25 protein-coding genes are annotated in these 23,559 nt (G+C 70.2%); 11 read left to right on the top strand and 14 right to left on the bottom strand.

Annotated elements, in window-relative coordinates; all coding sequences use genetic code 11:
- Positions 1-9: 9 nt before the first annotated feature.
- The 5 genes from HNP48_RS32460 (at position 10) to HNP48_RS32440 (ending at position 4,945) form a co-directional block, all read left to right on the top strand.
- Positions 10-774, top strand: a complete 765-nt coding sequence (locus HNP48_RS32460; protein WP_184865220.1) for an ABC transporter ATP-binding protein — start codon at positions 10-12, stop codon at positions 772-774.
- On the top strand, positions 771-2,201 hold the full coding sequence (locus HNP48_RS32455; protein WP_184865218.1) for a DUF3526 domain-containing protein: 1,431 nt from the start codon (positions 771-773) through the stop codon (positions 2,199-2,201). Before HNP48_RS32460 ends, HNP48_RS32455 begins: the two co-directional genes overlap by 4 nt.
- The gene (locus HNP48_RS32450) at positions 2,198-3,562 is read left to right on the top strand and encodes a DUF3526 domain-containing protein (RefSeq protein WP_260420459.1); all 1,365 of its coding nucleotides are present in this window, start codon (positions 2,198-2,200) and stop codon (positions 3,560-3,562) included. The genes HNP48_RS32455 and HNP48_RS32450 overlap by 4 nt, the downstream gene beginning before the upstream one ends.
- A gap of 149 nt (positions 3,563-3,711) precedes the next feature.
- Positions 3,712-4,497 (top strand): iron-sulfur cluster repair protein YtfE, encoded by a 786-nt coding sequence (gene ytfE / locus HNP48_RS32445; RefSeq protein ID WP_184865216.1) that lies wholly within the window; start codon positions 3,712-3,714, stop codon positions 4,495-4,497.
- 16 nt (positions 4,498-4,513) lie between these two features.
- Complete coding sequence (locus HNP48_RS32440) at positions 4,514-4,945, top strand: group III truncated hemoglobin (RefSeq protein ID WP_184865214.1); 432 nt, start codon at positions 4,514-4,516, stop codon at positions 4,943-4,945.
- Between the two features lie 16 nt (positions 4,946-4,961).
- On the opposite strand, the gene HNP48_RS32435 is transcribed toward HNP48_RS32440, so the two are convergent.
- Together HNP48_RS32435 and HNP48_RS32430 are read right to left on the bottom strand one after the other, a co-directional pair.
- On the bottom strand, positions 4,962-5,600 hold the full coding sequence (locus tag HNP48_RS32435) for a hypothetical protein (RefSeq protein ID WP_184865212.1): 639 nt from the start codon (positions 5,598-5,600) through the stop codon (positions 4,962-4,964).
- A gap of 49 nt (positions 5,601-5,649) precedes the next feature.
- Positions 5,650-6,531 (bottom strand): LysR family transcriptional regulator, encoded by an 882-nt coding sequence (locus HNP48_RS32430; protein ID WP_184865210.1) that lies wholly within the window; start codon positions 6,529-6,531, stop codon positions 5,650-5,652.
- A 123-nt stretch (positions 6,532-6,654) separates the two neighbouring features.
- Between HNP48_RS32430 and HNP48_RS32425 the strand changes: the two genes are divergently transcribed.
- Positions 6,655-7,782 carry a branched-chain amino acid ABC transporter permease gene (locus HNP48_RS32425; protein ID WP_184865250.1) on the top strand — a complete coding sequence of 376 codons (1,128 nt, stop codon included), beginning with the start codon at positions 6,655-6,657 and terminating at the stop codon, positions 7,780-7,782.
- 13 nt (positions 7,783-7,795) lie between these two features.
- Here the strand turns inward: HNP48_RS32425 and HNP48_RS32420 are convergent, their stop codons facing one another.
- Together HNP48_RS32420 and HNP48_RS32415 are read right to left on the bottom strand one after the other, a co-directional pair.
- Complete coding sequence (locus HNP48_RS32420; RefSeq protein WP_184865208.1) at positions 7,796-7,969, bottom strand: LiaI-LiaF-like domain-containing protein; 174 nt, start codon at positions 7,967-7,969, stop codon at positions 7,796-7,798.
- 81 nt (positions 7,970-8,050) lie between these two features.
- Positions 8,051-8,485, bottom strand: coding sequence for a hypothetical protein (locus HNP48_RS32415; RefSeq protein WP_184865206.1), 435 nt, complete (start codon positions 8,483-8,485; stop codon positions 8,051-8,053).
- Between the two features lie 97 nt (positions 8,486-8,582).
- On the opposite strand from HNP48_RS32415, the gene HNP48_RS32410 reads away from it, so the two are divergent.
- Both HNP48_RS32410 and HNP48_RS32405 read left to right on the top strand, forming a co-directional pair.
- A complete protein-coding gene (locus HNP48_RS32410) occupies positions 8,583-9,947 on the top strand; it encodes an SWIM zinc finger family protein (RefSeq protein ID WP_184865204.1) in 1,365 nt (454 codons plus the stop codon).
- 9 nt (positions 9,948-9,956) lie between these two features.
- On the top strand, positions 9,957-12,743 hold the full coding sequence (locus HNP48_RS32405; RefSeq protein WP_184865203.1) for a DUF6493 family protein: 2,787 nt from the start codon (positions 9,957-9,959) through the stop codon (positions 12,741-12,743).
- Positions 12,744-12,858: 115 nt separating this feature from the next.
- Here the strand turns inward: HNP48_RS32405 and HNP48_RS32400 are convergent, their stop codons facing one another.
- The 8 genes from HNP48_RS32400 to HNP48_RS32365 all read right to left on the bottom strand — a co-directional run bounded on the left by HNP48_RS32400 (position 12,859) and on the right by HNP48_RS32365 (position 17,406).
- Positions 12,859-13,314, bottom strand: a complete 456-nt coding sequence (locus HNP48_RS32400; protein WP_184865201.1) for a hypothetical protein — start codon at positions 13,312-13,314, stop codon at positions 12,859-12,861.
- 4 nt (positions 13,315-13,318) lie between these two features.
- The gene (locus HNP48_RS32395) at positions 13,319-13,738 is read right to left on the bottom strand and encodes a hypothetical protein (protein ID WP_184865199.1); all 420 of its coding nucleotides are present in this window, start codon (positions 13,736-13,738) and stop codon (positions 13,319-13,321) included.
- An 88-nt stretch (positions 13,739-13,826) separates the two neighbouring features.
- Positions 13,827-14,276 (bottom strand): hypothetical protein, encoded by a 450-nt coding sequence (locus HNP48_RS32390; RefSeq protein ID WP_184865197.1) that lies wholly within the window; start codon positions 14,274-14,276, stop codon positions 13,827-13,829.
- A 74-nt stretch (positions 14,277-14,350) separates the two neighbouring features.
- A complete protein-coding gene (locus HNP48_RS32385) occupies positions 14,351-14,659 on the bottom strand; it encodes a hypothetical protein (RefSeq protein ID WP_221480432.1) in 309 nt (102 codons plus the stop codon).
- 172 nt (positions 14,660-14,831) lie between these two features.
- Positions 14,832-15,296 carry a thioesterase family protein gene (locus HNP48_RS32380; protein ID WP_184865193.1) on the bottom strand — a complete coding sequence of 155 codons (465 nt, stop codon included), beginning with the start codon at positions 15,294-15,296 and terminating at the stop codon, positions 14,832-14,834.
- A 43-nt stretch (positions 15,297-15,339) separates the two neighbouring features.
- Positions 15,340-15,822: a MarR family winged helix-turn-helix transcriptional regulator gene (locus HNP48_RS32375; RefSeq protein WP_184865191.1), complete on the bottom strand. Its 483-nt coding sequence runs from the start codon at positions 15,820-15,822 to the stop codon at positions 15,340-15,342.
- Positions 15,823-16,226: 404 nt separating this feature from the next.
- Positions 16,227-16,592 carry a DUF4148 domain-containing protein gene (locus HNP48_RS32370; protein WP_184865189.1) on the bottom strand — a complete coding sequence of 122 codons (366 nt, stop codon included), beginning with the start codon at positions 16,590-16,592 and terminating at the stop codon, positions 16,227-16,229.
- Positions 16,593-16,743: 151 nt separating this feature from the next.
- On the bottom strand, positions 16,744-17,406 hold the full coding sequence (locus tag HNP48_RS32365; protein WP_311773881.1) for a Crp/Fnr family transcriptional regulator: 663 nt from the start codon (positions 17,404-17,406) through the stop codon (positions 16,744-16,746).
- A gap of 65 nt (positions 17,407-17,471) precedes the next feature.
- Between HNP48_RS32365 and HNP48_RS32360 the strand changes: the two genes are divergently transcribed.
- The gene (locus HNP48_RS32360) at positions 17,472-19,085 is read left to right on the top strand and encodes an adenylate/guanylate cyclase domain-containing protein (RefSeq protein ID WP_184865186.1); all 1,614 of its coding nucleotides are present in this window, start codon (positions 17,472-17,474) and stop codon (positions 19,083-19,085) included.
- Positions 19,086-19,104: 19 nt separating this feature from the next.
- Here the strand turns inward: HNP48_RS32360 and HNP48_RS32355 are convergent, their stop codons facing one another.
- A complete protein-coding gene (locus HNP48_RS32355; protein ID WP_184865248.1) occupies positions 19,105-20,058 on the bottom strand; it encodes a tripartite tricarboxylate transporter substrate binding protein BugE in 954 nt (317 codons plus the stop codon).
- A 71-nt stretch (positions 20,059-20,129) separates the two neighbouring features.
- Positions 20,130-21,452, bottom strand: coding sequence for an alpha-hydroxy acid oxidase (locus HNP48_RS32350; protein WP_184865184.1), 1,323 nt, complete (start codon positions 21,450-21,452; stop codon positions 20,130-20,132).
- 116 nt (positions 21,453-21,568) lie between these two features.
- On the opposite strand from HNP48_RS32350, the gene HNP48_RS32345 reads away from it, so the two are divergent.
- A complete protein-coding gene (locus tag HNP48_RS32345; protein ID WP_184865182.1) occupies positions 21,569-22,468 on the top strand; it encodes a LysR family transcriptional regulator in 900 nt (299 codons plus the stop codon).
- A gap of 62 nt (positions 22,469-22,530) precedes the next feature.
- Entirely contained in the window at positions 22,531-23,556 is a 1,026-nt protein-coding gene (locus HNP48_RS32340) for a phosphotransferase enzyme family protein (protein ID WP_184865180.1), read from the top strand.
- Positions 23,557-23,559: the final 3 nt, after the last annotated feature.

The following is a 23,559-nucleotide window of genomic DNA, read 5'->3' as shown; positions in this document are numbered from 1 at the left end:
ACCACGAGCATGAGCACCCACCCAAACACCACACCACCCGCCGCGCCCGTTCTGGACGCCAGCGGCGTCAGCGCCGGCTACGGCGGCCGCACCATCCTGCAGGGCCTGAACCTGCAGGTCCAGCGCGGGCAGATCTATGCCCTGCTCGGCTCCAACGGGGCCGGCAAGACGACCACGCTGAGCCTGTTCCTGGGCTTTCTGGCGCCCAGCGCCGGCAGCGTGCGCGTGCAGGGCACCGACCCCGTGACCGACCCCGACGGCGCGCGCCGGCAACTGGCCTACATCCCCGAGAACGTGGCGCTGTACGAGCACCTGAGCGCACGCGAAAACCTGTCCTACCTGCTGGACCTGGCGGGCCAGCCCGAGGATGCCCAGGCCATCGACCAGGCGCTGCAGGCCGCGGGCCTGGACCCGGCGGCCCATGGCCGGCGCGTGGCCGGCTTTTCCAAGGGCATGCGCCAGAAGGTGGCGATTGCCCTGGCGCTGGCACGCAAGGTGCCGGCCCTGCTGCTGGACGAACCCACCTCGGGCCTGGACCCGCAGGCCACGGCCGAATTCAACCGCCTGCTGGCGCTGCTGCGCGCGCAGGGCGTGGCCATTCTGATGGTGACGCACGACCTGCTGAGCGCGGCCGACGTGGCGGACCGCATCGGCTTCATCGACGCCGGGCGCCTGGTCGAAGAGGTGGCCGCGGACAGCGCCGCCAGCGGCGATGAGCGCTTTGACGTGCGTGCGCTGCACCGGCGCTATGCCGCGCAGGGGGTGGCGGCATGAGCGGCAGCCCCGTCTCCCGCATTGCGCGCGAGGAGTGGCGCCTGCTGCTGCGCGACCGCGTGGCCCTGCTGGGCCTGGCCCTGCTCACGCTGCTGGCGCTGGCCGCGTCTGCCACGGCCTGGGAATCGTGGCGTGCCGCCGACGCCCAGCGCGCACGCTACCAGGCCCAGGCCAACCAGGAGTTCGAGGCCCAGCCCGACCGCCACCCGCACCGCATGGTGCACTACGGGCACTTCGTGTTCCGGCCGTTGAACCCGCTGGCGGCCTTTGACGCCGGCATCGATGCCTACACCGGCCACACGCTGTTCCTCGAAGGCCACCGCCAGAACAGCGCCAACTTCGGCGACGTGCGCCAGTCCTCGCTGCTGCTGCGCTTTGGCCAGCTCACGCCGGCCTTCGTGCTGCAGGTGTTGGCACCGCTGCTGCTGGTCTTTCTGGGGCATGCGGCGCTGGCACGCGAGCGCGAGTCGGGCACCCTGCGCATCCTGCTGGCGCAGGGCGTGCGGCCGGGCCAGATCGTGCGCGGCAAGCTGCTGGCCCTGGCCGGCGCGGCCTTGCTGGCGCTGCTGCCCGCGGCATTGGGCCTGGCCCTGATGGGTGCGGGCGCGCAGCCCGTGCAGGCCTTGGCCCTGCTGGCTGGCTATGCCGCCTGGCTGCTGCTCTGGGCGGCGCTGGTGGTGGGGCTGTCCGCGCTGTTCACGCGCCGGCGCGATGCGCTGCTGTGCCTGCTGGCGGTATGGACGGTGGCCGTCATCCTGGTGCCCCGCCTGGCGGCCGACACGGCGGCGGCGGCCCACGTGCTGCCCACGCGCCTGGAGAGCGACATCGCCGTGGCGCGCGACCTGGCCGCCCTGGGCGACAGCCACAACCCCGATGACCCGTACTTTGCTGACTTCCGCAAGAAGGTGCTGGCGCAGTACGGCGTGGCCCGGGTGGAAGACCTGCCCGTCAACTACAAGGGCCTGCTCGGCATCGAAGGAGAGCGCATGACCAGCGAGCTGTTCAACCGCTATGCGCAGCAGTCGTTCGACCTGCAGGGCCGGCAAAGCGGTTTCATGGATGCAGCCGGCATCGCCAGCCCGCTGCTGGCGCTGCGGCGCATTTCCATGGCCCTGGCCGGCACCGACCTGGCGAGCTACCGCCGCTTCCTGGAACAGGGCGAGCACTACCGCTACACGCTGATCCAGTCGCTCAACCAGCTGCAGGCCGAGAAGATCACCTACGCCGACGACCGCAACCCGAACCGGCAAAACCGCGTGGACCGGACGCACTGGCACGATGTGGCGCACTTCGCCTACCAGCCCGCGGCCCCGGCCACCGTGCTGCGCTCGGTGCTGCCGGCCGCGGCCACGCTCGGGGCCTGGCTGGTCGCCCTGCTGGCGCTGCTGGCCTGGGGTGCGCACATGCTGCGGAGGGCGCCACGATGATGCGCTGGCTTGTCCATGAATGGCGGCTGGTGCGCCGCTCGCGGCTGTGCCTGTCGGCCCTGGTGCTGCTTGCCCTGCTGTCTGCGGTGTCCCTGTGGTCGGGGGCCCGCGAGGCAGCCCGGCAGCAGGCCAACATCGCGCGCCTGGCCCCCCTGCAGGAACAGGACGTGCAGGCCGTGGCCCGGCGCTTCGCCCAGGGCGGTGACGCCGGCTACGCGGCCTACTACACCTTCTACGGCACGCAGGACCCGCCCTCGGGCGCGGCCTTCCTGGCCCTGGGCCTGCGCGACGTGGCGCCCTACGTGCTGCGCGTGCGCAGCCTGGGCCTGCAGGCCCAGCTCTACGAGGGCGAGACCTTCAACCCCGAGCTGGCGCTGGCCGGGCGCTTCGATTTCGCCTTCGTGCTGATCTACCTGGCGCCGCTGTTCATCATCGCGTTGCTGCACGACCTGGTGTCGGGCGAGCGGCAGGCGGGCCGCTTGCGCATGCTGCTGGCCATGCCCGGCGCGGGCACGCGGCTGTGGCTGCGCCGCGCCGGCCTGCGCACGCTGCTGGCCATTGCCGCCATGGCCCTGCCGCTGCTGCTGGCCGCCGCTGTGCTGCCCATCGGCCCGGCGGCGCTGGCCGGCGTGCTGGCCGTGCTCGTGGCCTACGCGGCCTTCTGGTGCGCCGTGTGCGTGCTGGTGGGCGCCCGCCCCTGGAGTTCCACGGCCCATGCCACGGCCCTCATGGGCTGCTGGGTGGTGCTCACCCTGGTGCTGCCCACGCTGGCGCAAATGGCCATCACGCGCGGCATTCCCGTGGACCAGGGTGTGGACCTGATGCTCGCCCAGCGCCAGAAGGTACACGGCGCGTGGGACGAACCGCGCGATGCCACCATGCAGAAGTTCTTCCAGACCCACCCGCAGTGGAAGGACACGGCGCCCCTGCCCACCAGGTTCCACTGGAAGTGGTATTACGCCTTCCAGCAGCTGGGCGACGAGAGCGTGGCCCCGGCCGTCGCCGCCTACCGCGATGGCCTGGCGCGCCGCCAGGACTGGACCGAGCGCCTGGGCTGGCTGCTGCCCGGTGTGGCCGCCCAGACCGCCTTGCACCGCCTGGCGCACACGGACCTGCCCGCCCAGATGCGCTACCAGGAGCGCATCGAGGCCTTCCACCGGGAGATGCGGGAGTTCTACTACCCCTACGTCTTCAACGAGCGCCCCTTCGGGCCGGACGACTTCGCCAAGCGCCCCCGCTTCCAGATGCAGGTGCCGGCCCTCGCCTGGCCGCTGGCCGCCCTGCTCTCCGGCCTGGCCTGGGCACTGGGCATGGCCGCATTGGCCACAAGGGCCTTGCGGCGCGTGTCAGCGCAGGCCTGACCCTCTCTGTCCCCAAGGGGCGGGCACCCGCCCGCCCCTTGCGAGCTTGCGCCACATCAAAGAGACCACCAGCACCATGGTCAAAATAAAGATTCATTTGAAATGCCTCTTAAAATAAACATATCAGATGAATCTTTAAAAGGACCGCCATGAACGCCCGTGATCCCGCCGCCTTCCCAAGCCCCGTTGCAGCTCATGCTGCGGCGCCTTTCGCTCTGGATGCACAGCAGTTGATCGGGCAGATCGCGGTGCAGTTGCCGGGTGCCACGGCGGTGTTCCGGCGGCTGAAGCTCGATTTCTGCTGCGGCGGCCATGTGAGCCTGGCCCAGGCTGCGGCCGGCAAGGGGCTCGATGCCGATGCCGTGGTGGCCGAGCTGGCGCACCTGCAGCGCGGCGAGGCTCTGCCCCTGGCCGGCGCCAGCGCCACGGCGCTCATCGAACTGATCCTGGCGCGCTACCACGAGGTGCACCGCCAGCAGCTGCCCGAGCTGATCCGCATGGCCCGGCGCGTGGAGGCCGTGCACCGCGAACACCCTGCCGTGCCCGCCGGTCTGGCCGACGCACTGGAGGAAACCCATGCGGAGCTGCTGGACCACATGGGCAAGGAAGAGGCCGTGCTCTTCCCCCTGCTGCGCCGGGGCGGCAACCCCTTTGTGGGCATGCCCATCAGCGTGATGCGGGCCGAACACACGGACCATGGCGCGGCGCTGGACCGGCTCAATGCGCTGACCCACGACACCGCCCCGCCCGAAGACGCCTGCACCACCTGGCGCGCGCTCTACGCGGGCATCGCGCAGTTCTGCGACGACCTGATCAGCCACATCCACCTGGAGAACAATGTGCTGTTCCCGCCCTTCGAGGCCCAGGCGGGTGCCGCCCATGGACTGGATGCGGGCGCCTCGGACTGCGCCAGCCCGCGCTGCGGCTGCCATTGAAGGCCGGGGGATCGCGATGACCGAGGCGACGACGACCTATCTGGAACCCAGCGCCGACAGCATGGCCACGCTGGTGCATGCCTTCTACGCCGACGTGCGCGCCCACCCGCTGCTGGGCCCGGTGTTCGAGTCCGCGCTGCACGGCCGCTGGGACGAGCACCTGGCGCGGCTGGTGGACTTCTGGTGCACGGTGGCGCTGGGGCAGCGGCGCTTCAAGGGCGGCGACGTGTTCGGCAAGCACATGGCGCTGTCAGGCGTCACGCCCGCGCACTTTGCGGCCTGGGTGGGGCTATGGCAGCAGCACACCAGCCGGCTGTTCGCGCCCGACTTTGCGCAGGAGCTGCAGATTGCGGCGCATGGCATTGCGCGCAACCTGTTCCGGGGCTACTTCGGTGCGGAGCCGGCGTTTGCGGAAGCACGCGAAAGGGATGCGGCACCCCACGGTTGACCGTCCCCGTGGCGGGCTACTCCGCAGGCTGTACGGCCTGCAGGCCCTGCCTGACCGCGGCCAGCGTCTTCTCGGGCAGCAGCGCATCCGCAGAGCCCAGCTGCGCGGCCAGCAGCGAGCGGCGCAGCACCAGCTCGGCCAGGGCGGCACTGGCGCGGGTGACCGCCTCCTTCATCGCGGCCTCGGCGTCGTCGCTCTGGCCAAAGGCCTTTTCCATGCGCTCCAGCAAGGCGGGGCGATCGCTGTCCCGCGCGTCCTTGAGCTCGGCCGCGATGCGAGCGCCCTCGCGGTCCAGCGCCTCGGCATGTGAAGCCTTGCGACGCGCATCCTGCAAGTCTTTCACCAGGTTCTGCGCTGCCTTGAGGTAGTTCAGTGAGGCCGTGGCCAGTTCGGGCCGGGCCGATGCATCGATGCGCTGCAGCGCCGCGGCGGCGCTGCCCACGGCGGCAGCGGCCTCGTCCGCCTGCGGGAACAGGCCAGCCGCGGCCGGGGCCTGGAAGTCCGCCAGCAGCTCCACGCTGCGGCCCGCACGCGCGCTGGCCCCCTGCACCTGTGCGCTGACCGCTTCCACCAGCTTGCCCGGCGCCAGCTTCTCTGCCGCACCCGCAGCCAGCGCCAGTGCCGCCACCAGCGCCGCTGCCATCCTCTTGCCCATCACCACATCCCCTGGAAAAAAGCGGCCATGGTAGCGGATGCCGCCCCGCTCAGGCGCCCGGCAGCCCGGCGCCCAGCCAGTCCACGAACACGCGCACCTTGGGCGACAGGTGCCGGCTGGAGGGCCACAGCGCCTTGAACTGGCCGCCCGGCCCCATGTGCGCATCGAGCACGCGCACCAGCCGGCCATCGGCCAGCGCCCCTTGCACCAGAAAGTCGGGCAGGCAGGCGATGCCCACGCCACGCAGCGCCGCGGCCAGCACCGCCTCGATGTTGTTGCAGGCCAGCACGGTGCGCAGGCGTGGCTCCTCGGGCACATCGAGCGGCCAGTCGAGCAGCTTGCCCGAGTCGGGGTGGCGAAAGCGCACGGCCGCATGCTGCGCCAGGTCGCGCACAGCCAGTGGCGTGCCGCTGCGCGCCAGGTAACCGGGCGATGCGCACAACAGCAGCCGAAAGTGCTGCAGCGGCCGCGCGATGAGGCGCGAGTCGCGCAGGTCGCCGCTGCGGATGGCCACGTCCACCCCCTCTTCGATCAGGTCGATGCTGCGGTCGCTGAAATTGATGTCCAGCTCCACCTCGGGGTAGCGCGCGAGGAAGCCCGGCACCAGGGGCATGAGGAAATGGTGGCCCACGATGGGCGCGCTCACGCGCAGCCGGCCGCGCGGCGCTTCGGTGGCATGCGAGAGCATGGCCTGGGCGTCGTCCAGGTCGTCGAGGATGCGGCGGCAGCGCTCGTGGAACAGCCGGCCCTCGGCCGTGGGCTGGATGCTGCGCGTGCTGCGCTGCAGGAGGCGCACACCCACCTCCTGCTCCAGCCGCGCCACCGCCTTGCCAACCGCCGAGGCCGACAGCTCCATGGCGCGCCCCGCCGCCACGAAGCTGCCCAACTCGACGGTCTTCACAAACGCGCGCAGGCCGGTGAGCTGCTCCATCAGCGCGTGCCCTCCAGGGTGGCGCGGGCCGGGGCAAGCGGGCGGCTTATTCGAGCGTTTTGTTCCGCAATGAATGGAACGGGGTGGTATTTCTTGATCATTCAAGCCAGTTTAGCCTTGCACCTGCATTCCTTCCAGCCACCGACCGAAGAGTCCCTGTCCATGCCCCCTGAGCACCCCAAGACCCTGCCGAAACGGCACACTGCCGCCCTGCTCGCGGCCCTGTTGCTGCTGCCCCTGGTGCTGCAGGGCTTCGGCCACCACTGGGTGCGCATGGCCGACACCGCCCTGCTCTATGTGATGCTGGCCCTGGGGCTGAACGTGGTGGTGGGCTATGCCGGCCTGCTGGACCTGGGCTATGTGGCCTTCTACGCCATGGGTGCCTACCTGTTCGCGCTGCTGGCCTCGCCGCACCTGACCGAGCAGTTCGGCTGGATCGCGGCCCTCTTCCCCCAGGGCCTGCACACGCCCTGGTGGCTCGCCATTCCGCTGGCGGCCGTGCTGGCCGCGCTGCTGGGCATGCTGCTCGGTGCGCCCACGCTCCGGCTGCGCGGCGACTACCTGGCCATCGTGACGCTGGGCTTTGGCGAGATCGTGCGCATCCTGGTCATCAACCTGGGCCACCCTGTCAACATCACCTTCGGTGCCCAAGGCCTGGGGCTGATCGACCCTATGCGCATCTTCGGCGTGGACCTGGGCCAGCCCCTGGCCGTGGCGGGCGGCTGGCAGATGGCGCCCGTCACGCTGTACTACTACCTGTTCCTCGTGCTGGTGCTGCTCACGGTGGCCATCTGCCGGCGGCTGCAGGATTCGCGCATCGGCCGCGCGTGGATGGCCATCCGCGACGACGAGATGGCCGCCAAGGCCATGGGCATCAATACCAGAGACCTGAAGCTACTGGCCTTTGGCGTGGGCGCCAGCTTCGGCGGCGTGACGGGGGTGATGTTCGCGGCCTTCCAGGGCTTCATCTCGCCCGAGGCCTTCAGCCTGCAGGAGTCGGTGCTCATCGTCGCCATGGTGGTGTTCGGCGGCATGGGCCATATCCCGGGCGTGGTGCTGGGCGCCGTGCTGCTGGCCGCCCTGCCCGAGGTGCTGCGCTACGTGGTGGGCCCGCTGCAGGCGGCCAGCGGCGGCCTGCTCGATGCCGGCGTCATGCGCCCGCTGTTCATCGCGCTGGCCATGATCGCCACCATGCTGTGGCGTGGCGGCGGCCTGTGGCCTGCGCCCCAGGCACAGCGCCCTGCGGGGTAGCCAGCCAACCGCCCTACTTGCCCTTGGACCCCGGCGTGAAGAACAGCGCCACGCCAATGGCGATCAGCGCCACGGGCCACCACACGCGCAGCAGCTCCTTGAGGCTGATGCTGATGAGGCCCAGGTTGGTGAGCAGAAAGAAAACCCCGAGAACGACCAGAACGATGGCTGCGACATTGCCCTTCATGTGCACCTCCTCCGAGACAGACAGTTGTTGTAGTGGGCCGATGGACCCGGCCTCTGCCGCGATTATGGGGGTGAAGGCGGCTCAGCCCATGCGCCCCACAGCACCATTTGCGCGCAGCACCGCCAGGTGCGCCCCCAGCACACAGCAGGCCGGCGTCACGAAGATGCCCGCCAGGTTGAACCACAGCGGCAGCTCGCTCCAGAAGGCAAAACCCACCAGGGTGCCCACCACGCCCACCGCCAGGCCATTGAAGTAGGGGTAGGCGGCGCCCGCGATGCGCGCCGCCACATGGCCGGCCAGCACACTGGCCAGCGATCCGAGCACCATGCTCCAGACCAGGTAGCCGTCGTCATCGGCCAGATCGGCCAGGGCCTGGACGATCTGCTCCTCGCTCTGCCCTTCCATGGCCATGAGCACGCCCTGCAGCGACACCAGCAGCACGCCGGCCACGATGGACAGCGCCAGCAGCAGCAAGCTGCCCAGCACCACGGCCTTGGGGTTGATTCTTCCGCTCACCGAGGGCTCCTACGAAGAAAAGGGGTTGGGAGACAAGGGCAAATGTAGCTTCCCGCGCGTGGGTTAGCATTTCTGAAGCGTAAAGACCGCGCCGCCCATGCTCCAGTTCGCCCACACCTACCGCTATGCACAGCCTTCGTCCTTGGACCAGGGTGCAGGCGCCCCACCACACCTGCGCCTGGCCACCTCCTCGCCCGGCGAATTCGCCCACCCGCATTTCTTCGAAGGCCGGCTGCACCAGCCTCAGTTGGCTGCGCAATTGCTGAGCGCCGTGCACCTGCTCGTGGGCTCGCGCTTCTTCACGCCCGCCAACAGCGTGGCCAAGGCCGTGGCGCTGGCCGACCCCGTCGTCACGGCGGGCAGCGGCATGCTGCGGCTGGAGGGCTTTTCGGCCTGCTGCAGCACCTACATCCGTGTGGACCTGGAGCCGGCCGCCTATGCCGGCGACATCGTCGGCAAGGGCACGACCAACATCGACTTCAACGCCCCCATGCGCGCTGCCCTGGCCCAGGTGCGCGATGCCGACGGGCTGGCCCTGTCGGTCGGAAATGCGGCCTTCACGCTGCACACGGGCGGCACGCAGGTGGTGGAGAAGAAGGTGGAGCTGCCCCTGCGCTGGCTGCGCAGCATGGTGGCGGTGCAGACCTACCAGTCCGCCATGCGCAAGGTCTTCGAAGTGGATGCCATCCCGGCCCTGCGCTTTGTGCGTAGCCTGCCCCGGGCATCGACCAGCAAGACGCCGCTGTGGGTGGTGGCCGGCCCGCAGGGCCTGCGCACCACGGCGCAGAACGATGGCAGCGGCGTGCGCTTCACCGACAGCAGCCGCCTGCGCGTGCTCGAAAACCTGCTGCCCAAGGCCCGCACGCTCACGCTGTTTGCCGATGCGCAGCAGCAGGCCAGCGCCTGGTGCCTGGACTTCGGCGCCATGCGCCTGACCCTGGTACTCAGCGCCGAGGTGTGGCGCGGTTTTTCGGGCGAAGGCCAGGCCCTGCACTCCCTGGTGCTGGCCGACGCGGCGCGCACCGCCAGCGCCGTACGCGCCCAGTTGCATTGGCAGGACACGCTGCGCAGCGATGCCCTGGCCGCCGACCTGCAATGGCCGGTTGCCGATGTGGACCGGGCGCTGCAACTGCTCGGCGCATCGGGCCTGGTGGGCTACGACCTGGTGCACGGCGCCTACTTCCACCGCGTGCTGCCCCTGGACCTGGCGCAGCTGGACGACCTGAACCCGCGCCTGGCCGACGCCCGCGCTCTGCTGCAGGCCGGTGCCGTGCGCCTGGCCTCGACCCACCCGCTCGATGCCCAGGTGCACAGCGCCGATGTGGGCTACCGTGTGCGCGAGGTGGACGGCGAACTGCGCTGCACCTGCCCCTGGTTTGCCAAGCACCAGGGCGAGCGTGGCCCCTGCAAGCATGTGCTCGCGGCCTGTGCCGCACAGGCGGCAGCCCCCACCTCGCATTGACCGGATCCCATGCAAGACCACGACAACGACGACACAAGCACCGGCGATTCGCCTCTTGAGCGCCACATCCTCGCGGGCGATCTCGATGCCGTGATGGACTGCATCGGCGCGGCCGACCAGGCCGAACGCAAAGCCATGCGCCGCACGGCCGAGCGCCTGATCATGCACCGCTGGCAGCTGCTGCGCGCCGACGCCGACAGCCCCCTTACCGTGGATGGCCACACCGACCAGGCACGCGCCAACCGGCTGTTCCGCGCCACCGAACTGGCCCGCTTCATGTGCGACCCCGAACTGCCGCCCAGCGACTACTGGCAGCACATCGGCATCCAGGACATCGCGGCCTACCAGGCACGGTTTGCGCCGCCGCGGTCGATTGAGGCCATAGACAAGCAGTTGCGCGGCGACAACCGGTGGCACTACGCCCACGTCATCCACCGTGCCATCGTGGCGGGCCTGGTGGAGCGCCCTGATACCGATGAGTACATCGACGCCCTGTTCTTCGGCGACCTGCGCAGCGAATCCAACATCGTGCTCAAGCATGTGGATGCCGACCCCGGCGTGGCGCCCTGGCTGCTCAGGCTGTTCGAGCGCGAAGGCACGTCGGACGGCAGCTTTGCCGCGCGCGAAAAATACTGCCACGACCCCGACCTGACCTGGGGCCACGCCTTCCTCACGCTGTGCGAGCGCGGCGTGTACACCCGTGCCCAGTTGCTGGACAAGACCCTGGGCGCGCTGGCCTGCGACTGGCCGCAGTTCAAGTCGGGCTGGTTCTCGCGCTTCCACGAGCAACTGGCGCCCTCGGTGGACGAAATGGCCGCCGAGGCCGAGCGCTACCTGGCCCTGTGCCACAGCCGCATCGCCCCCACCGCCGGCATGGCCCTGCAGGCCGTGGCGACGCTCTACCAGGCCGGGCGGGTGGATGCGCAGGCCGTGTGCGAAGCCGCCACGCCCCTGGTATCGGCCACCGCCAAGGGCCAGGTGCTCGCAGCACTGGAGCTGCTGGGCCAGGTGGCAAGGAACGATGCGGCATGGGCCCACCACGCCAGCGGCATTGCGGCGCAGGCCCTGGGCCACACCGCGGCCGACGTGCACAAGAAGGCCATCGCCTTCATGGCGAAATGGGGCCTGGACGATGCCGGGCAGGACCTGGCACGCAGCTACCTGCCTTTTGTCTCGGCCGTGAACCGGCCGGCGCTGGCCCGGCTGGTGGGTGAGGCCCATGCGGCCCCATCGGCCATGGCCCCGACCGCCGTCGGGCCCGCAGAGGCGCCGGGCAGAATCTCGCCGCTGGATGCCAGCCGAGCACTGCCCCCGCTGGATGCCATCGCCGACCTGGTCGAGCGCATGGCCTATGTGCTGGAGAACCCGACCGACGTGGACGAATGGGAGCGCGTGGCCGCGGCGCTGGTGCAGCGGGCGCCGATGGCAGCGGCAGACAAGACGGCCTTCCTCGCACTGCAAAAGCGCACCCGCAAGCTTGAGTGGCCCATCCAATCCCTGCCCTTCGCGCTGGCCCGCATCCTGGCCGCCGCGCTGGAGGGTGAAGGCACGGCAGAGGATGTGATGCAGGTGCCCGGCAGCGGCCCCACCCGCGCTGACCATTTCATCGGACCGCGCACCCAGGGCCTGATTGCCCAGGCACTGCAAGGCAAGGGCCTCGTGCCGCTGTCCACCCCCACCCACCGGGGTGGCTTCATCGACCCACGGCAGCTGGTGCAACGCATCCAGGCGCACCAGCAGGCCGGGTGCACGGTCGCCTTGTCCGAACAGGTGCTGGCGCTGATGCGCCTGGTGCCCGCCTCCAGGGACGAGACCGCGGCACACGCCGCCCTGGCCACCGCACAAGGCGCCCGCCCCCAGACCCTGCTGGTGCAGGCCCTGCGCCACGCCCTCGGTGACGATGCCGTCCAGGTGCCCTCCGGTGACCATGCCCGCCCCCTGTTCCTGGCCGCCGCGCGCATCCGCGCACCCCATGGGGACGATGCGCCCACACTGGCCGCCTATGGCGACCTGGGTCCGGACGGCCCCCTGCACGCCCGCCTCGACTGGCATGTGCTGAGCCACCGCACCGAGTACGGCTACACCTTCCACCGCCTGCACCTCACCCACCGGCCTGCGCTGCAACTGCAGGAGTGCGCACAGCCGCACCACACGGCCCTGGCCCTGTGCGCCAAGCACCTGGCCGACACGCGCTGGAGCACCGAGCACGAGGCGGCCCACATCCGCTTTGCCGCCAGCCTGCTGCCCTCGGGCCTGGAACCCTGGCTGGCCGAGGCGGCGCGCACCATGGGCAACAACCTGGACTGGGACGAAGCCCAGTGGCACAACCGCGCCTACCTCGATCGGCTGCTGGATCCCACCACCCCCTTCACACCCATGGCTGTGCTGCTGCTGGCCGTGGCCCTGGCCGGCAAGGAAGCGGGGCAGACGGCCCTGGCCGTGGACGCGCTGGTGCAGGGGGTGCAGGACGGCCGCCTGGACCTCGCTGCCCTGGGCGACACCCTGGCGCGCCTGTGGGCCACGCCCCTGGTCAAGGGCCCGCGCTACGCCAAGAGCCTGGCCGCCGCGGCCCAGGCGCATGCGGCCCTGCCGGCGGCGGTATTCGCCCTGCTCTGCGCCATGGTGCAAGAGCCCATGACCACCTGGCGCAAGGACCAGGCGCCCCTGCTGGAGCTGCTGCTGGAACTGCACTTGGCGCATGGCCAGGCCCTGCCCGCCAGCACCACGGCGGCCCTGGCGGCAATGAAGCTGGGCGCCAAAGGCAAGGCGGCCCAGCAGAAGCTGCTGGGCAAGTAAGCACGGGCGTCATACGGATTCGCGTTCGACCGTATAACTAGGCGGGAAGCCGCAGACAGTGCTGTAGCACGGCAAGGCGAACCAACGACGTTAGACGGTTGAACGCAAATCCGTATCAGACGTAGCTCACGCCCGCACTGGCCATGAAGCCCTTGGGGTCGAAGCGGCTCCAGGCCTCGCCCCAGGGGAAGGACACCGCATGGTTGCCGAAATTGCGCCCCAGTTGCTTGTGCAGCACACGGCGCACAAAGGCGACTTCGTTGTCGATGGCCTTTTGCGTGGGCCAGCCCTCCTCTTGCTCGGCGCCAGGCAGGTCCACGCCCAGAAGCACCATGTTCAGCCGCCCTTCATGGAAGCCCACGGACAGCGAGCACGGCATGCCGCCGAATTCGAAGCCGCTGAACGACGACCAGGCATAGGCATTGCCGCGGTCGTTCGTGCCTTTGAAGAACTCGGCCATTTGCACCAGGGCATCCGCCTGGGCCAGCCCCTTGCGCCAGGCGCGCCCCGATGGCCGCAGCACCATCGCCCCGTCGGCGGGGTCGATCACCAGGCCTTCGCGTTGGGGCATGCGCTCAGCGGCTGCGCCGCGCCACCAACCAGCCGCCGAACCAGCAGCCCGCCACGGTGAAGAAGGCATTGGCAATATCGAACCACCAGTCCCAACCCGAGCCCGTGCCAATGGCCAGGCCGATGGAGATGGCCGTGAGCATCAGCGCCACCACCAGGTTGTTGGCATAAGGGTGCGCCGGTGCCAGCCGTGCCGTGACATAGCCGCCCGGTATGCACATGGCACCGCCCGCGAGCAGCAGCGCCAGCGTGCCCAGGTTGCCGTCCAGGAACTCGGTCACCAGCTGGGCCAGTTGCGCGTCGCCCGCCCCCTGGGTCTGGAACCACCAGGACGCAAGGTACCACAGCCCATAGGCGATGAGGGGCAGCAGCACCAGCATGAGCACCACGCCGGCCACAATGGCTTTGAAACTGAATCGGTGCACGGGCTTACATCCTTTGCCACATTGAATGAAACGGGGTGGCCCGATGGTACTTGCAGATGGCCGGTGCAAGGCCCTTGGGGGCGTGGCGTCAATCCGGCGCCCGTGGCGTGGCCACCTGCACCGCAGGCGCGGGCACCCGCCGGCGCAAAGGAGAGAGCACCGCCAACCCGCCCAGGCCGGCCAGTGCCGTGTTCTTCGCGGCCAGGATGGCATGGACCCAGGCCTTCTGCCAGCGGTGTTGCACCACAAAGACATGCAGGTGCCAGTTGGAGCGTTTGCGCACGCTGGCCCCGCTGTGCAGCAGCATGAACGCCTGCGGGTCTCCCACGGACTCCTGTGCCAGCCGGGCGGCCTCGGCCACGAAGAAGGCCAGCAGTTCCCCTGCCGCCGCCCCGTCGTCCCCGCGGCCGCCGCCTTCATGGCACAGCACAAAGCAGTGCCGCAGCAGCGGCAGGCGGTAGCGCACGAGCAGGCAGCCCCTGTCTGCATAGCCCGCAGGCTGGCTGACTTCGCGATCAAGCATGAGGAAGCGAGACATCACTGGAACCCTCCCGGGCGGGTGCGGGCCTGCCAAGCGGCCCGTGGCGCGATGGTAGCAAGGCAGGCGGGAACTCACGGCCCGGGCTGCGCACCCGTGCGGTCCAGAATGTCCTCGGCCAGCAGGAGCAGCGGCTGCGTCAGGTCGGGGTCCAGCCCGCTCGCCAGCAGGGCCTCCTGTGCCTGCCGGGCGATAGTCTGGGCTTCGCCGCTGTGGCCGCTGGCCTCCAGCAGGTCGGCCAGCAGCAGTTGCAGCTCCATGCGCTGCAGCATGTGGAATTCACCCCCACCCGGCTCCTGCGCAACCTCGGGCGGCACCGGGGCTTGCAGGCCCTGCCGCGCAGTGGCCATGGCCTGGTCCATCTGGCCCCGGCTGGCGAGCATGGTGGCTTTGAGAAGGTATTGCTGCAGGTTCATCGTGTCCGCTTGCCGAGGGTGGCGGGTGGAATATCGCATGTTGCCACCTGCGGCCTTGGCAGCAGGCCGCACGCGGACTGCATTTCAGTGGCATTTGCCGCACCGGCAGGCAGCCTCTGCCGGAGCCCGGCGGGATGCTTCAGCGCGCCACCGCGCCCGACAGCAGGTCGATGAGCTGCTGCGGCTGCACAACGCCAGCCTTGGACACCACCGCGCCCTTGGAGGTGCCTTCAGCGACCAGCTTGCCATGGCGCACGAAGCGGTGCTGCATGTAGACGAACTTCTCGTCCCAGTGGGTGATGGACATCTCCAGCTCGAAGCGCTGGAAGGCCTTGAGCGACTTCTTGTAGACCATGGTGTGCTCGGAGATCACGGGCATCCAGCCCCGTTTGAGCATCAGCCGCGCCAAGCCGGAACGGATGAAATAGTCGACCCGGCTCAGATCGCACAGCGTGAGGTAGCGGCCGTTGTTGACGTGGAAATTCACATCCAGGTCGTTCGGGAAGGTCAGCATGTGAAAGCGGGTGGTCAGGGGGCCGGCCGGCAAGCGCTCACGGAAGAACGAACGCGTGAGCACATAGAAAAGGCGCAGAAAGAGGTTCATGGCAGTGGCAAGAAGGCCTGGGGGTGAAGAAAAACAAGCGGGCTCAGTGCGGCAGTGCGGTGGCTGCGGGCCCGGCCTGTGCCTGCGCCTGCGATGCGGCGGCAAACTTGCCGGGCAGCGCCTGCAGCCAGCGCGCCACCACGTCCATCTCTGCGTCGGTAAAGCCGTCCGAGAACCGGGCATTCATCTGCCCGGCCAGGGCCTTGGCGCGCCGCGCGTTCGCCTGACCCAGTTCGGTCAGGTAGACCCGCATGATGCGGCCGTCCCTGCCGTCGCGGCAGCGCTCGATCAGGCCATAGCGTGCCAGCCGGTCGGCCATGCCGGACATGGCCGGCGCCCCGATGCCCAGGGCCTGTGCCACATCGCCCATGAGCGCGCCATCGTGCCGGGCCAGGTACATCAGCGCGCCGGCCTGGGGCGCGGTGAGCGATACCTCGGTATCGGCCTGGTCCAGCACCCAGCGCTCGACCGCGCGCTGGGCCATGTTCAACAGCATCACATAGCGGGGCCTGGCGGGTTTCTTCATGTTCTGGGTGGGGGGACGGGCAAGCATATATTTCGCATGCGAAGTATATGCTTCGCATACGAAATAAAAAAGCCACGGCGTACAGACCGTGGCTTTTGGGCATTAGTTAGCCATTGCGCTGTGCGCCACCCGCGACGCACTAAACTGGCGCGCCATAGGCCAGTGCCCCCGCGCAAGGGCCGCCCCGCCGCGAAGGCGGCGTATCCAGCGACTGCGCTGGGGGCGTCCCCCTCCCAGATTGCGAAGCAATATGAGAGAGGGGCTGAGGGCCGCGGCTCCAAGCCTGCCTGCGCAGGCTTGGACGTGCCCGAAGAGCGGCCGCCTCCGGCGGACGCACCGAGGCGCGAAGCGACTCAGGGGGTGTTTCACTTCAGGCCGGGCAGGCCAAGGGCTGCCCGCCGACTTCATTGCGTGGTGAAAGGCTGGCCGCCGAGCCCGGCGGTGCGGGTGTTGCCGTTGTCGCCGCCGGTGGCCGCGCGTGCCAGGTAGGCGGAGCCGCTGTCTTCGCCCTGCAGGGCGGCCACTTCGGCCCGGTCGGCCAGAAACGCGGACTGCACCTCGGCGCGGCTCAGCTGGCTCTTGAACGAGGCCAGGGGGTTGTAGTCCAGCGCCCAGGGGTCGGCCGCGGGCTGACGCAGCTCGGCCAGCACTTCGGCGCGGCTCTTGGTCGACGTGAAGGGGGTGGTATCGACGGTGATGTCGTCGGCAAAGGCATTGCCGGCGGCGCCGATGCACAGCAGGATGGCGAAAACGGTCTTGTGTTGGTTCATGGTGCACTCCAAGGCGGTTGTGGTTGGTTTGCCGGGAGGTATCGCCCATGGCGCCCACCGACAACTCCACTGTAGAAAAACAGCCGCCGCGCGGATGTGCGTTTTCGCACCGGATTTGGCAGATTCCGGTCCGTGCGCTGTCCCCGGCCCTTCAGCCGTTCGCCAGCACCTGCAGCCGCGCCAGGTCCAGCACCAGAAGGGCCCGCCCGTCCTTGGCCAGCACGCCGGCCTTGACCAGCGCCGAGAGCTCGCGCGTCACCTGCTCGCGGTAGGTGCTGACCTGGCTGGCCATTTCGGCGTGCCGGGGCGCGGGGTCGATGCGGGCCTGGTTGCCATCGGCGCCCGTTGCGCCGGCCGCACCTGCCAGCCGCAGAAGTTCACCGCACAGGCGCCGCTGCACGGTCAGGGTGCTGACCTCGACCACCCGGTCCGTCAGGCGCCGCACCAGGTCAGACAGGCGCTGCAGCACGCGCTCGTTGACCACCCACTCCTGGCGCAGCAGTTCCAGGAAGTCGGCCCGGGGCAATGAGGCGATGAGGCTGGGCACCAGGGCGATCACGTCCGCCGAGCGCGGGCGCCCGTCGATGGCCGACAGCTCGCCATAGCAGGTGCCTGCGTGCAGATCGCGGAAACTTATTTCGCGCCCGGCGACCGAATAGCTGGTCACGCGCACCGCACCCGACACGATCAGGTGCAAATCACGGTCGTCCGCATCCCGGGCCACCAGCTGCGCGCCTGCATCGTGGTTGCGCCAGGCACATTGGCGGCCAATGGCCTCCAGCCGCTCGGGCGGCAGGCCCTGCAGCAGGTCCACTTTCTTCAGCCCCAGACTGGACGCTTGGATTTTTTCCTTTGACACGCCCACCACCATCCCACTCCTTGTCGGTCCGAAGGCTGCGCCTGGCGTCAGGCTGCCTGCTCTTTGCGTATGTTGCCACCCACCTGCTCAACCACGCGGCAGGCCTGGTCTCGGTGGCCGCGGCGGAGGCGGTGCGCAGTGGCTTCCTGGCCCTGTGGCGCAGCCCGCCGGGCACCGTGCTGCTGTATGGCGCGCTGGCGCTGCACATGCTACTGGCTTTCTCGGCCCTGCTGCGGCGCCGGACCTTGCGCATGCCCTGGCTGGACGCCGTGCGCATTCTCCTGGGCCTGGCCATCCCGCTGCTGCTGGCCTCGCACATCGCGGCCACGCGCCTGGCCCATGGCCTTTACGGCCTGGACGATACCTACACCCACATCGTGGGCCGCATCTGGGCGGCCGACGGCGGGCCGCGCCAGCTGGCGCTGATGGCCATCGTGTGGTGCCATGGTTGCCTGGGCATCCATTTCGCCGCACGCCACCGCGCGGGCTACCAGCGGCAGTTCCACCTGGCTTTTGCGGGCGCGCTGCTGCTGCCCGTGCTGGCGGCGCTGGGCTTTCTCGCCATGGGGCGCGAGCTGGCACCGGGCGCCGACGCGGACTCCCCGCTCGATGCCGCGCAGGCCGGCATGCTGGCCACGGCCGCGTCCTTTCTGGCGATGGGCTTCGCGGCCCTGCTGGTGCTGGGCATGGCCGCCCGCATCGCGCGCGGGGTTCTCGAGCGGCGCAGCGGGCGCCTGGTCACCCTCAGCTACCCGGGTCAGAGCGTGCAGGTCCCGCGCGGCTGGTCGGTGCTGGAGGCCAGCCGCGCCCATGGCATTCCCCACCTGTCGCTGTGCGGCGGCCGGGGCCGCTGCTCCACCTGCCGCGTGCGCGTTTCCCATGGCCTGGAAGGCTGCGCCCCGCCGGACGCCGACGAGCGCCGCACGCTGGCGCGCATCGGCGCGGCCGGCGACGTGCGCCTGGCCTGCCAGCTGCGGCCCACGGCGAACCTGGCCGTCACCCCCCTGCTCGCTCCCGGCCCTTCGTCGCCCTACCCCGAGGGCGCCATGCAGGCGGAGCGCGAGGCCGTCATCCTCTTTGTCGATCTGCGCCGCTGGACCACGCTGTCCGAGCGCCACCTGCCGCACGACCTGGCCTATGTGCTGGAGCGCTTCTTCGCCATCGTGGGCGAGAGCGTGCGCCGCGAGGGCGGCGTGCCCAACCAGTTCATCGGCGACAGCGTGATGGCCATCTTCGGCCTGCAATCGGACCTGCCCGCCGCCTGCCGCGCCGCCCTGCGCGCGGCCCAGGCGGTGGAGGCCGGGCTGGAGGCAGCCAACGGCGAACTGCAGCGCGACTTCGGCCAGCGCCTGGACTTCGGCATGGGCCTGCACGCCGGCCGCGTGGCGCTGGGCGAGGTCGGCTGGCGCGACACGCGCACCTTCACCGCCGTGGGCGACGCGGTGAACACCGCCGCGCGCCTGCAGGAGCTGTGCAAGGAGTTCGGTGTGCGCCTGGTCGCCTCCGACACGGTGCTGCATGCCGCGCGCGCACAGGCGCACCAGGCCGCGGCCCATGTGCTGCCGCTGCGCGGGCGCGGCGCCACGCTGGCCGTGCAGGCCATTCGCTCGGCCAGCGACCTGGTGCTGGGCTGAGTGCGGCGCTCTGCGCCAGTCAGTCCATGGAGAGCTTCTGCGCCTGCACCACCTGCCGGTACACGCCGTACTCGGCACGGATCTGCGTCGCAAACTGCTCGGGCGTGTTCAGGATGAGCTGCGAGCCCGTGTCCTCGATGCGCTTTTTCACCTCGGGCCGCTCGGCCGCCTGGCGCACGGCGGCGGCCACCTTGTCCACCACGGGCCTGGGCAGTCCCTTGGGGCCGACGATGCCATAGAAGGCCATGCGGTTGACCGCATCCAGCCCCACCTCCTTGAAGGTGGGCACGCCCGGCAACTGCGCCAGGCGCTGCGGCGCGGCCACCACGATGGGGACCAGTTGGCCCGACTGGATGAACGGCAGGGCCGATGGCAGGTTGTCGAACACGATGGGCACCTGGCCCGCCACCGTGTCGTTGAGCGCCGGGCCCGAGCCCCGGTACGGGATGTGGGTGATGAATGCCCCCGAGAGGCTCTTGAACAGCTCCATCTGCATGTGGCCGATGGAGCCTGTGCCGGCCGTGGCGTAGCTGTGCTTGCCGGGCTCGGTCTTGAGCCGTTGCACGAAAGCCTTGTAGTCGCGTGCCCCAAAGCCCGGGTGCACGGCGATCACATTGGGCGTGGCGGCGATGTTGATGATGGGCGTGAAGTCGCCCCGCGGGTCGTAGCCCACCTTGGGGTTGATGGCCGGCGCCGCCGCCGTGGTGGACACGGTGGCCATGGCGAGGGCATGGCCGTCGGCCGCCTGGCGGGCCAGCTCCTGCGTGCCCAGCGCACCACCGGCCCCGCTCTTGTTGTCGACCACCAGCGGCTGCCCCAGCGCAGCGCCCATGCCGCTGGCCACCACGCGGGCGATGATGTCGGTGGTGCCGCCCGCGGCGAAGGGTACGATGAGGCGCACGGGCTTGGTGGGGTAGGCCGCCTGGGCCCGCGCGGCAGGCGCCGCGGCCAGGCTGCCCACGGCTACGGCCATGGCAGCGGCAACTGCCAGCCCCGGCAGCCGGCCGGTGCGTGGGCGCGCCGGCAATGGGGGGTGTGGATGGGTCATGGTCGGGTGTCTCCGGTTGGGTTGTCAAAAGGGGGGGATGCGGTGGCATGCGCCAGCGGCCAGGGCGCTCGCCGGTCCACCAGGTGCTGCGGGCCCAGCTCGGCGCAGCAGGTAGCGCCCAGCATGGCCAGGTTGCGGTCCAGCTCGGCGCGCAGCAGGCCGATGGCGGCGGCCACGCCGGCTTCGCCATCCACCGCGGCCGCATAGTTGAAGGGGCGGCCCACAAAGACGGCCTGCGCCCCCAGCGCCAGGGCCTTGGCCACGTCGGTGCCGCGGCGTATGCCGCCATCAAGCATCACCACCATGGCGCTGCCGGCCTGCTCGGCAATGGCGGGCAGCATGCGCAGCGGCGCCACGGCGCCATCGAGCTGGCGGCCGCCGTGGTTGCTGACGACGATGCCGTCCACCCCGTGCTGGCGCGCAAGGGCCGCATCGTGCGGGCTGAGGATGCCCTTGACGACCAGGGGGCCGTGCCATTGGCGCCGTATCTGGGCGATGTGCGCCCAGTCGAAATGCTCGCGCCCCGCAAAGTCGCGCTGCACGCGCGCGGACAGGATGGGCGCGCCGCGTTCGGCGAACGAATTCTCGAAATGCGGCATGCCATGGCGCGCCAGCGTGCGCAGCAGGGTGCCTGCCAGCCAGCGCGGGCGCACCAGCCCGTCCCACGCCAGGCGCAGGCTGGGGCGCAGCGGCGTGGAGAAGCCCGCGCGCAGGTTGTTCTCGCGGTTGCCGGCCACGGGAATGTCCACCGTCACCACCAGGGTCTGTACACCGGCCGCGGCCACGCGCTGCAGCAGGGGAGCGATGCGCTCGGGCGTGCCCGGCAGGTAGGCCTGGAACCAGGTGCCGGGCGCGGCGGCCACCACCTCTTCGAGCCGGATGAGCGAGCTGCCGCTCTGCACCGCAGGGATGCCCGCCGCCGCCGCCGCCCGGGCCAGCACCACATCGCCCCGGTAGGCCGACAGCGCAGCGATGCCCATGGGCGCGATGCCGAAGGGGCTGGCATAGCGCGTGCCGAACAGCGTGACGCCCTGGTCGCGCTGCGCCACATTGCGCAGCACGCGGGGCACCAGCGCCAGTTCGTCGAAGGCCTGGCGGTTGTCGGCCAGGGCGCGGTTGTCCTCGGCAGCACCGGCCACGTAGCCGAAGATGGGGCGCGGCAGCGCGCGGCGCGCGGCGGCCTCGAAATCATCGAGCGACAGCAGGTGCCGCGTGCGCCCGGTGCTGCGTGTGCCATCGAACGCCTGCCAGGCGTTGATGGGGGCTGGGGGCAAGGGGTTTGCGGGGGCAGCAGAGGCGGCGGCGGTCAATGAGGGCATGGCAGGTTTCCAGTCCAGGCGATGAAGGGGCTGGAGGGCAGTGTCTGCCGATGCCAGATTTCAAGAAAGCGAATTTATTGATCACAATACGTTCGCTAAAATGAAACATTAAACCCATGACGCTCAAGCAACTCGAAGCCTTCTACTGGGCCGCCACCTGCAGCAGCTTTGCGCTGGCGGCCGAGCGCGTGCACCTGTCGGTGTCGTCCCTGTCCAAGCGCATTGCCGAGCTGGAGGCATCGCTGGGCCAGGTGCTGTTCGACCGCACGGGCCACCGCGCTGCGCTGACCGAGGCGGGCTCGCGCCTGCTGCCGCTGGCGGGCGCCTTGCTGCAACAAGCCGACCTGCTGCACCAGCAGATGGGTGCCACCACCGGCCTGCGCGGGCCCTGCCGCCTGGGCGTGGGCGAGCTCACGGCCCTGACCTGGCTGCCGCGGCTGGTGGCCGCCATCGAACGCGCCCACCCCGACCTGGAGGTCAGCGTGCATGTGGATGTAGGCGCCGCCCTGGCCGAGCGGCTGGACAAGGGCGAACTCGACGTGGCCGTGATCGCCGGCCCCGCAAGCCGCAGCGCCCTGACTGCCGTGCCGATCGCCCAGGCCACCTTTGCCTGGTGCGCGCGGCCCGAGGTCGCCGCCAGCGTGCGCAGCATGAATGCCGCCGCGCTGCAAACCCATCCGCTGGTCGCCCTGCCGCCAGGCTCGGGCGTCACCCAGCTCATCGACGACTGGCTGCGCCAGGCCGGCGCCCAGCCCCTGCGCCGCCTGCACTGCAACCACTGGGGCGCCATCGCCGGCCTGCTGGCGCACAGCGGCGGCATCGGCCTGTTGCCCGAGGGCTGGGCCCGCGCCTTGCAGCGGCGCGGCGTGCTGCAGCAACTGAAGAGCCCCGTGCCCCTGGGGCTGCTGGACTATGCCGTGCACCACCGCCGCGACGACCTGCGGCCGCTGGTGGCGACGCTGCGCGACATCGCCGCGCGGGAAGCCGATTTCACCGTGGCGGGGAGCGTGTTCTGAGCCCCCGCAGGGCGCCGTGGCTTCAGGCAGAATCGCCGGCCCTCCCTCCACAGGCCCCGCCCATGACCGCCGCAGCCCCTACCGAGATCGCCCAGTCCACCCCGACGGGTGGGGCCATTGCCCGCCAGGTGATGGAGCACTACGCACTGGGCGAGGTGACTCACTGTGTCCTGGTGCGGCACGGCTTCAACCAGGTGTACGAGCTGCACTTTGCCGACGGGCTGCGCGCGGTAGCGCGGTTGTGCGCCGAGCGCCCCCGCGGCGCGCCCAACACGGCGTATGAAACAGCCATGCTCCGGCACCTGAAGGCAGCGGGCGCTGGCGTGGCGGCGCCCCTCATGGCCCGCGGCGGATCCACCTGCGTCGCCATGCCACTGCCCGAAGGGCCGCGCGATCTGGTGCTGTTCGAGTACCTGGACGGACAAGGGCCCGGAGAGTCCGTGCCCGACACCGAAGCCACGGGCCGTGGCCTGGCCTTGCTGCACGAACTGGCACAGGGCTACGCGGGGCCGCCCAGCCGGTACCGGCTCGACCTGCAGCACCTGCTGCATGCGCCACTGGAATGGCTGTGCGCGGCGCCCACCATGGACGGAGCCCTGCGCGCCGGCTACACCGCGCTTGCCGGGCGCCTGGCCGAGCGCATCACCGCCTTGCTGCCCCAGCTTGCCCGCGTGGCCTGCCATGGTGACTGCCACGGCGGCAACAACTTCGTGACCGATGGGCCCGATGGACCCGGTGGCACGCGCGTGGCCTCGTTCTTCGACTTCGACGACGCCGGCCCTGGCCTGCTGGCCTATGACCTCTGCGTTTACCTGTGGAACACCCTTCCGCGCAAAGCAGGCAGTGTGCTCGACGAGGCGGGGCTCACACGCTGGCAGCGCTACATCGCGGGCTACCGCAGCGTGCGCCCGCTGGCGCCGGCGGACTTCGAGGCGATCACCCGCTTTCTCCCCGTGCGGCAGATCTGGCTGATGGGCGAGTTCGCCGGGCGCATTCCGGTGTGGGGTACGCAGGCCATACCCTCTGTGTACCTGCGCAAGCAACTGGAGATCATGGAATACTGGGAGTCGATGCCGACCCCGGAGTAGGCC

It is taken from the genome of Acidovorax soli, assembly GCF_014207955.1.
GTDB classification, from domain to species: domain Bacteria; phylum Pseudomonadota; class Gammaproteobacteria; order Burkholderiales; family Burkholderiaceae_C; genus Acidovorax; species Acidovorax soli_A.
Note: the sequence above shows the minus strand (reverse complement) of the source record. Positions and strands in the feature narration are given on the sequence as shown.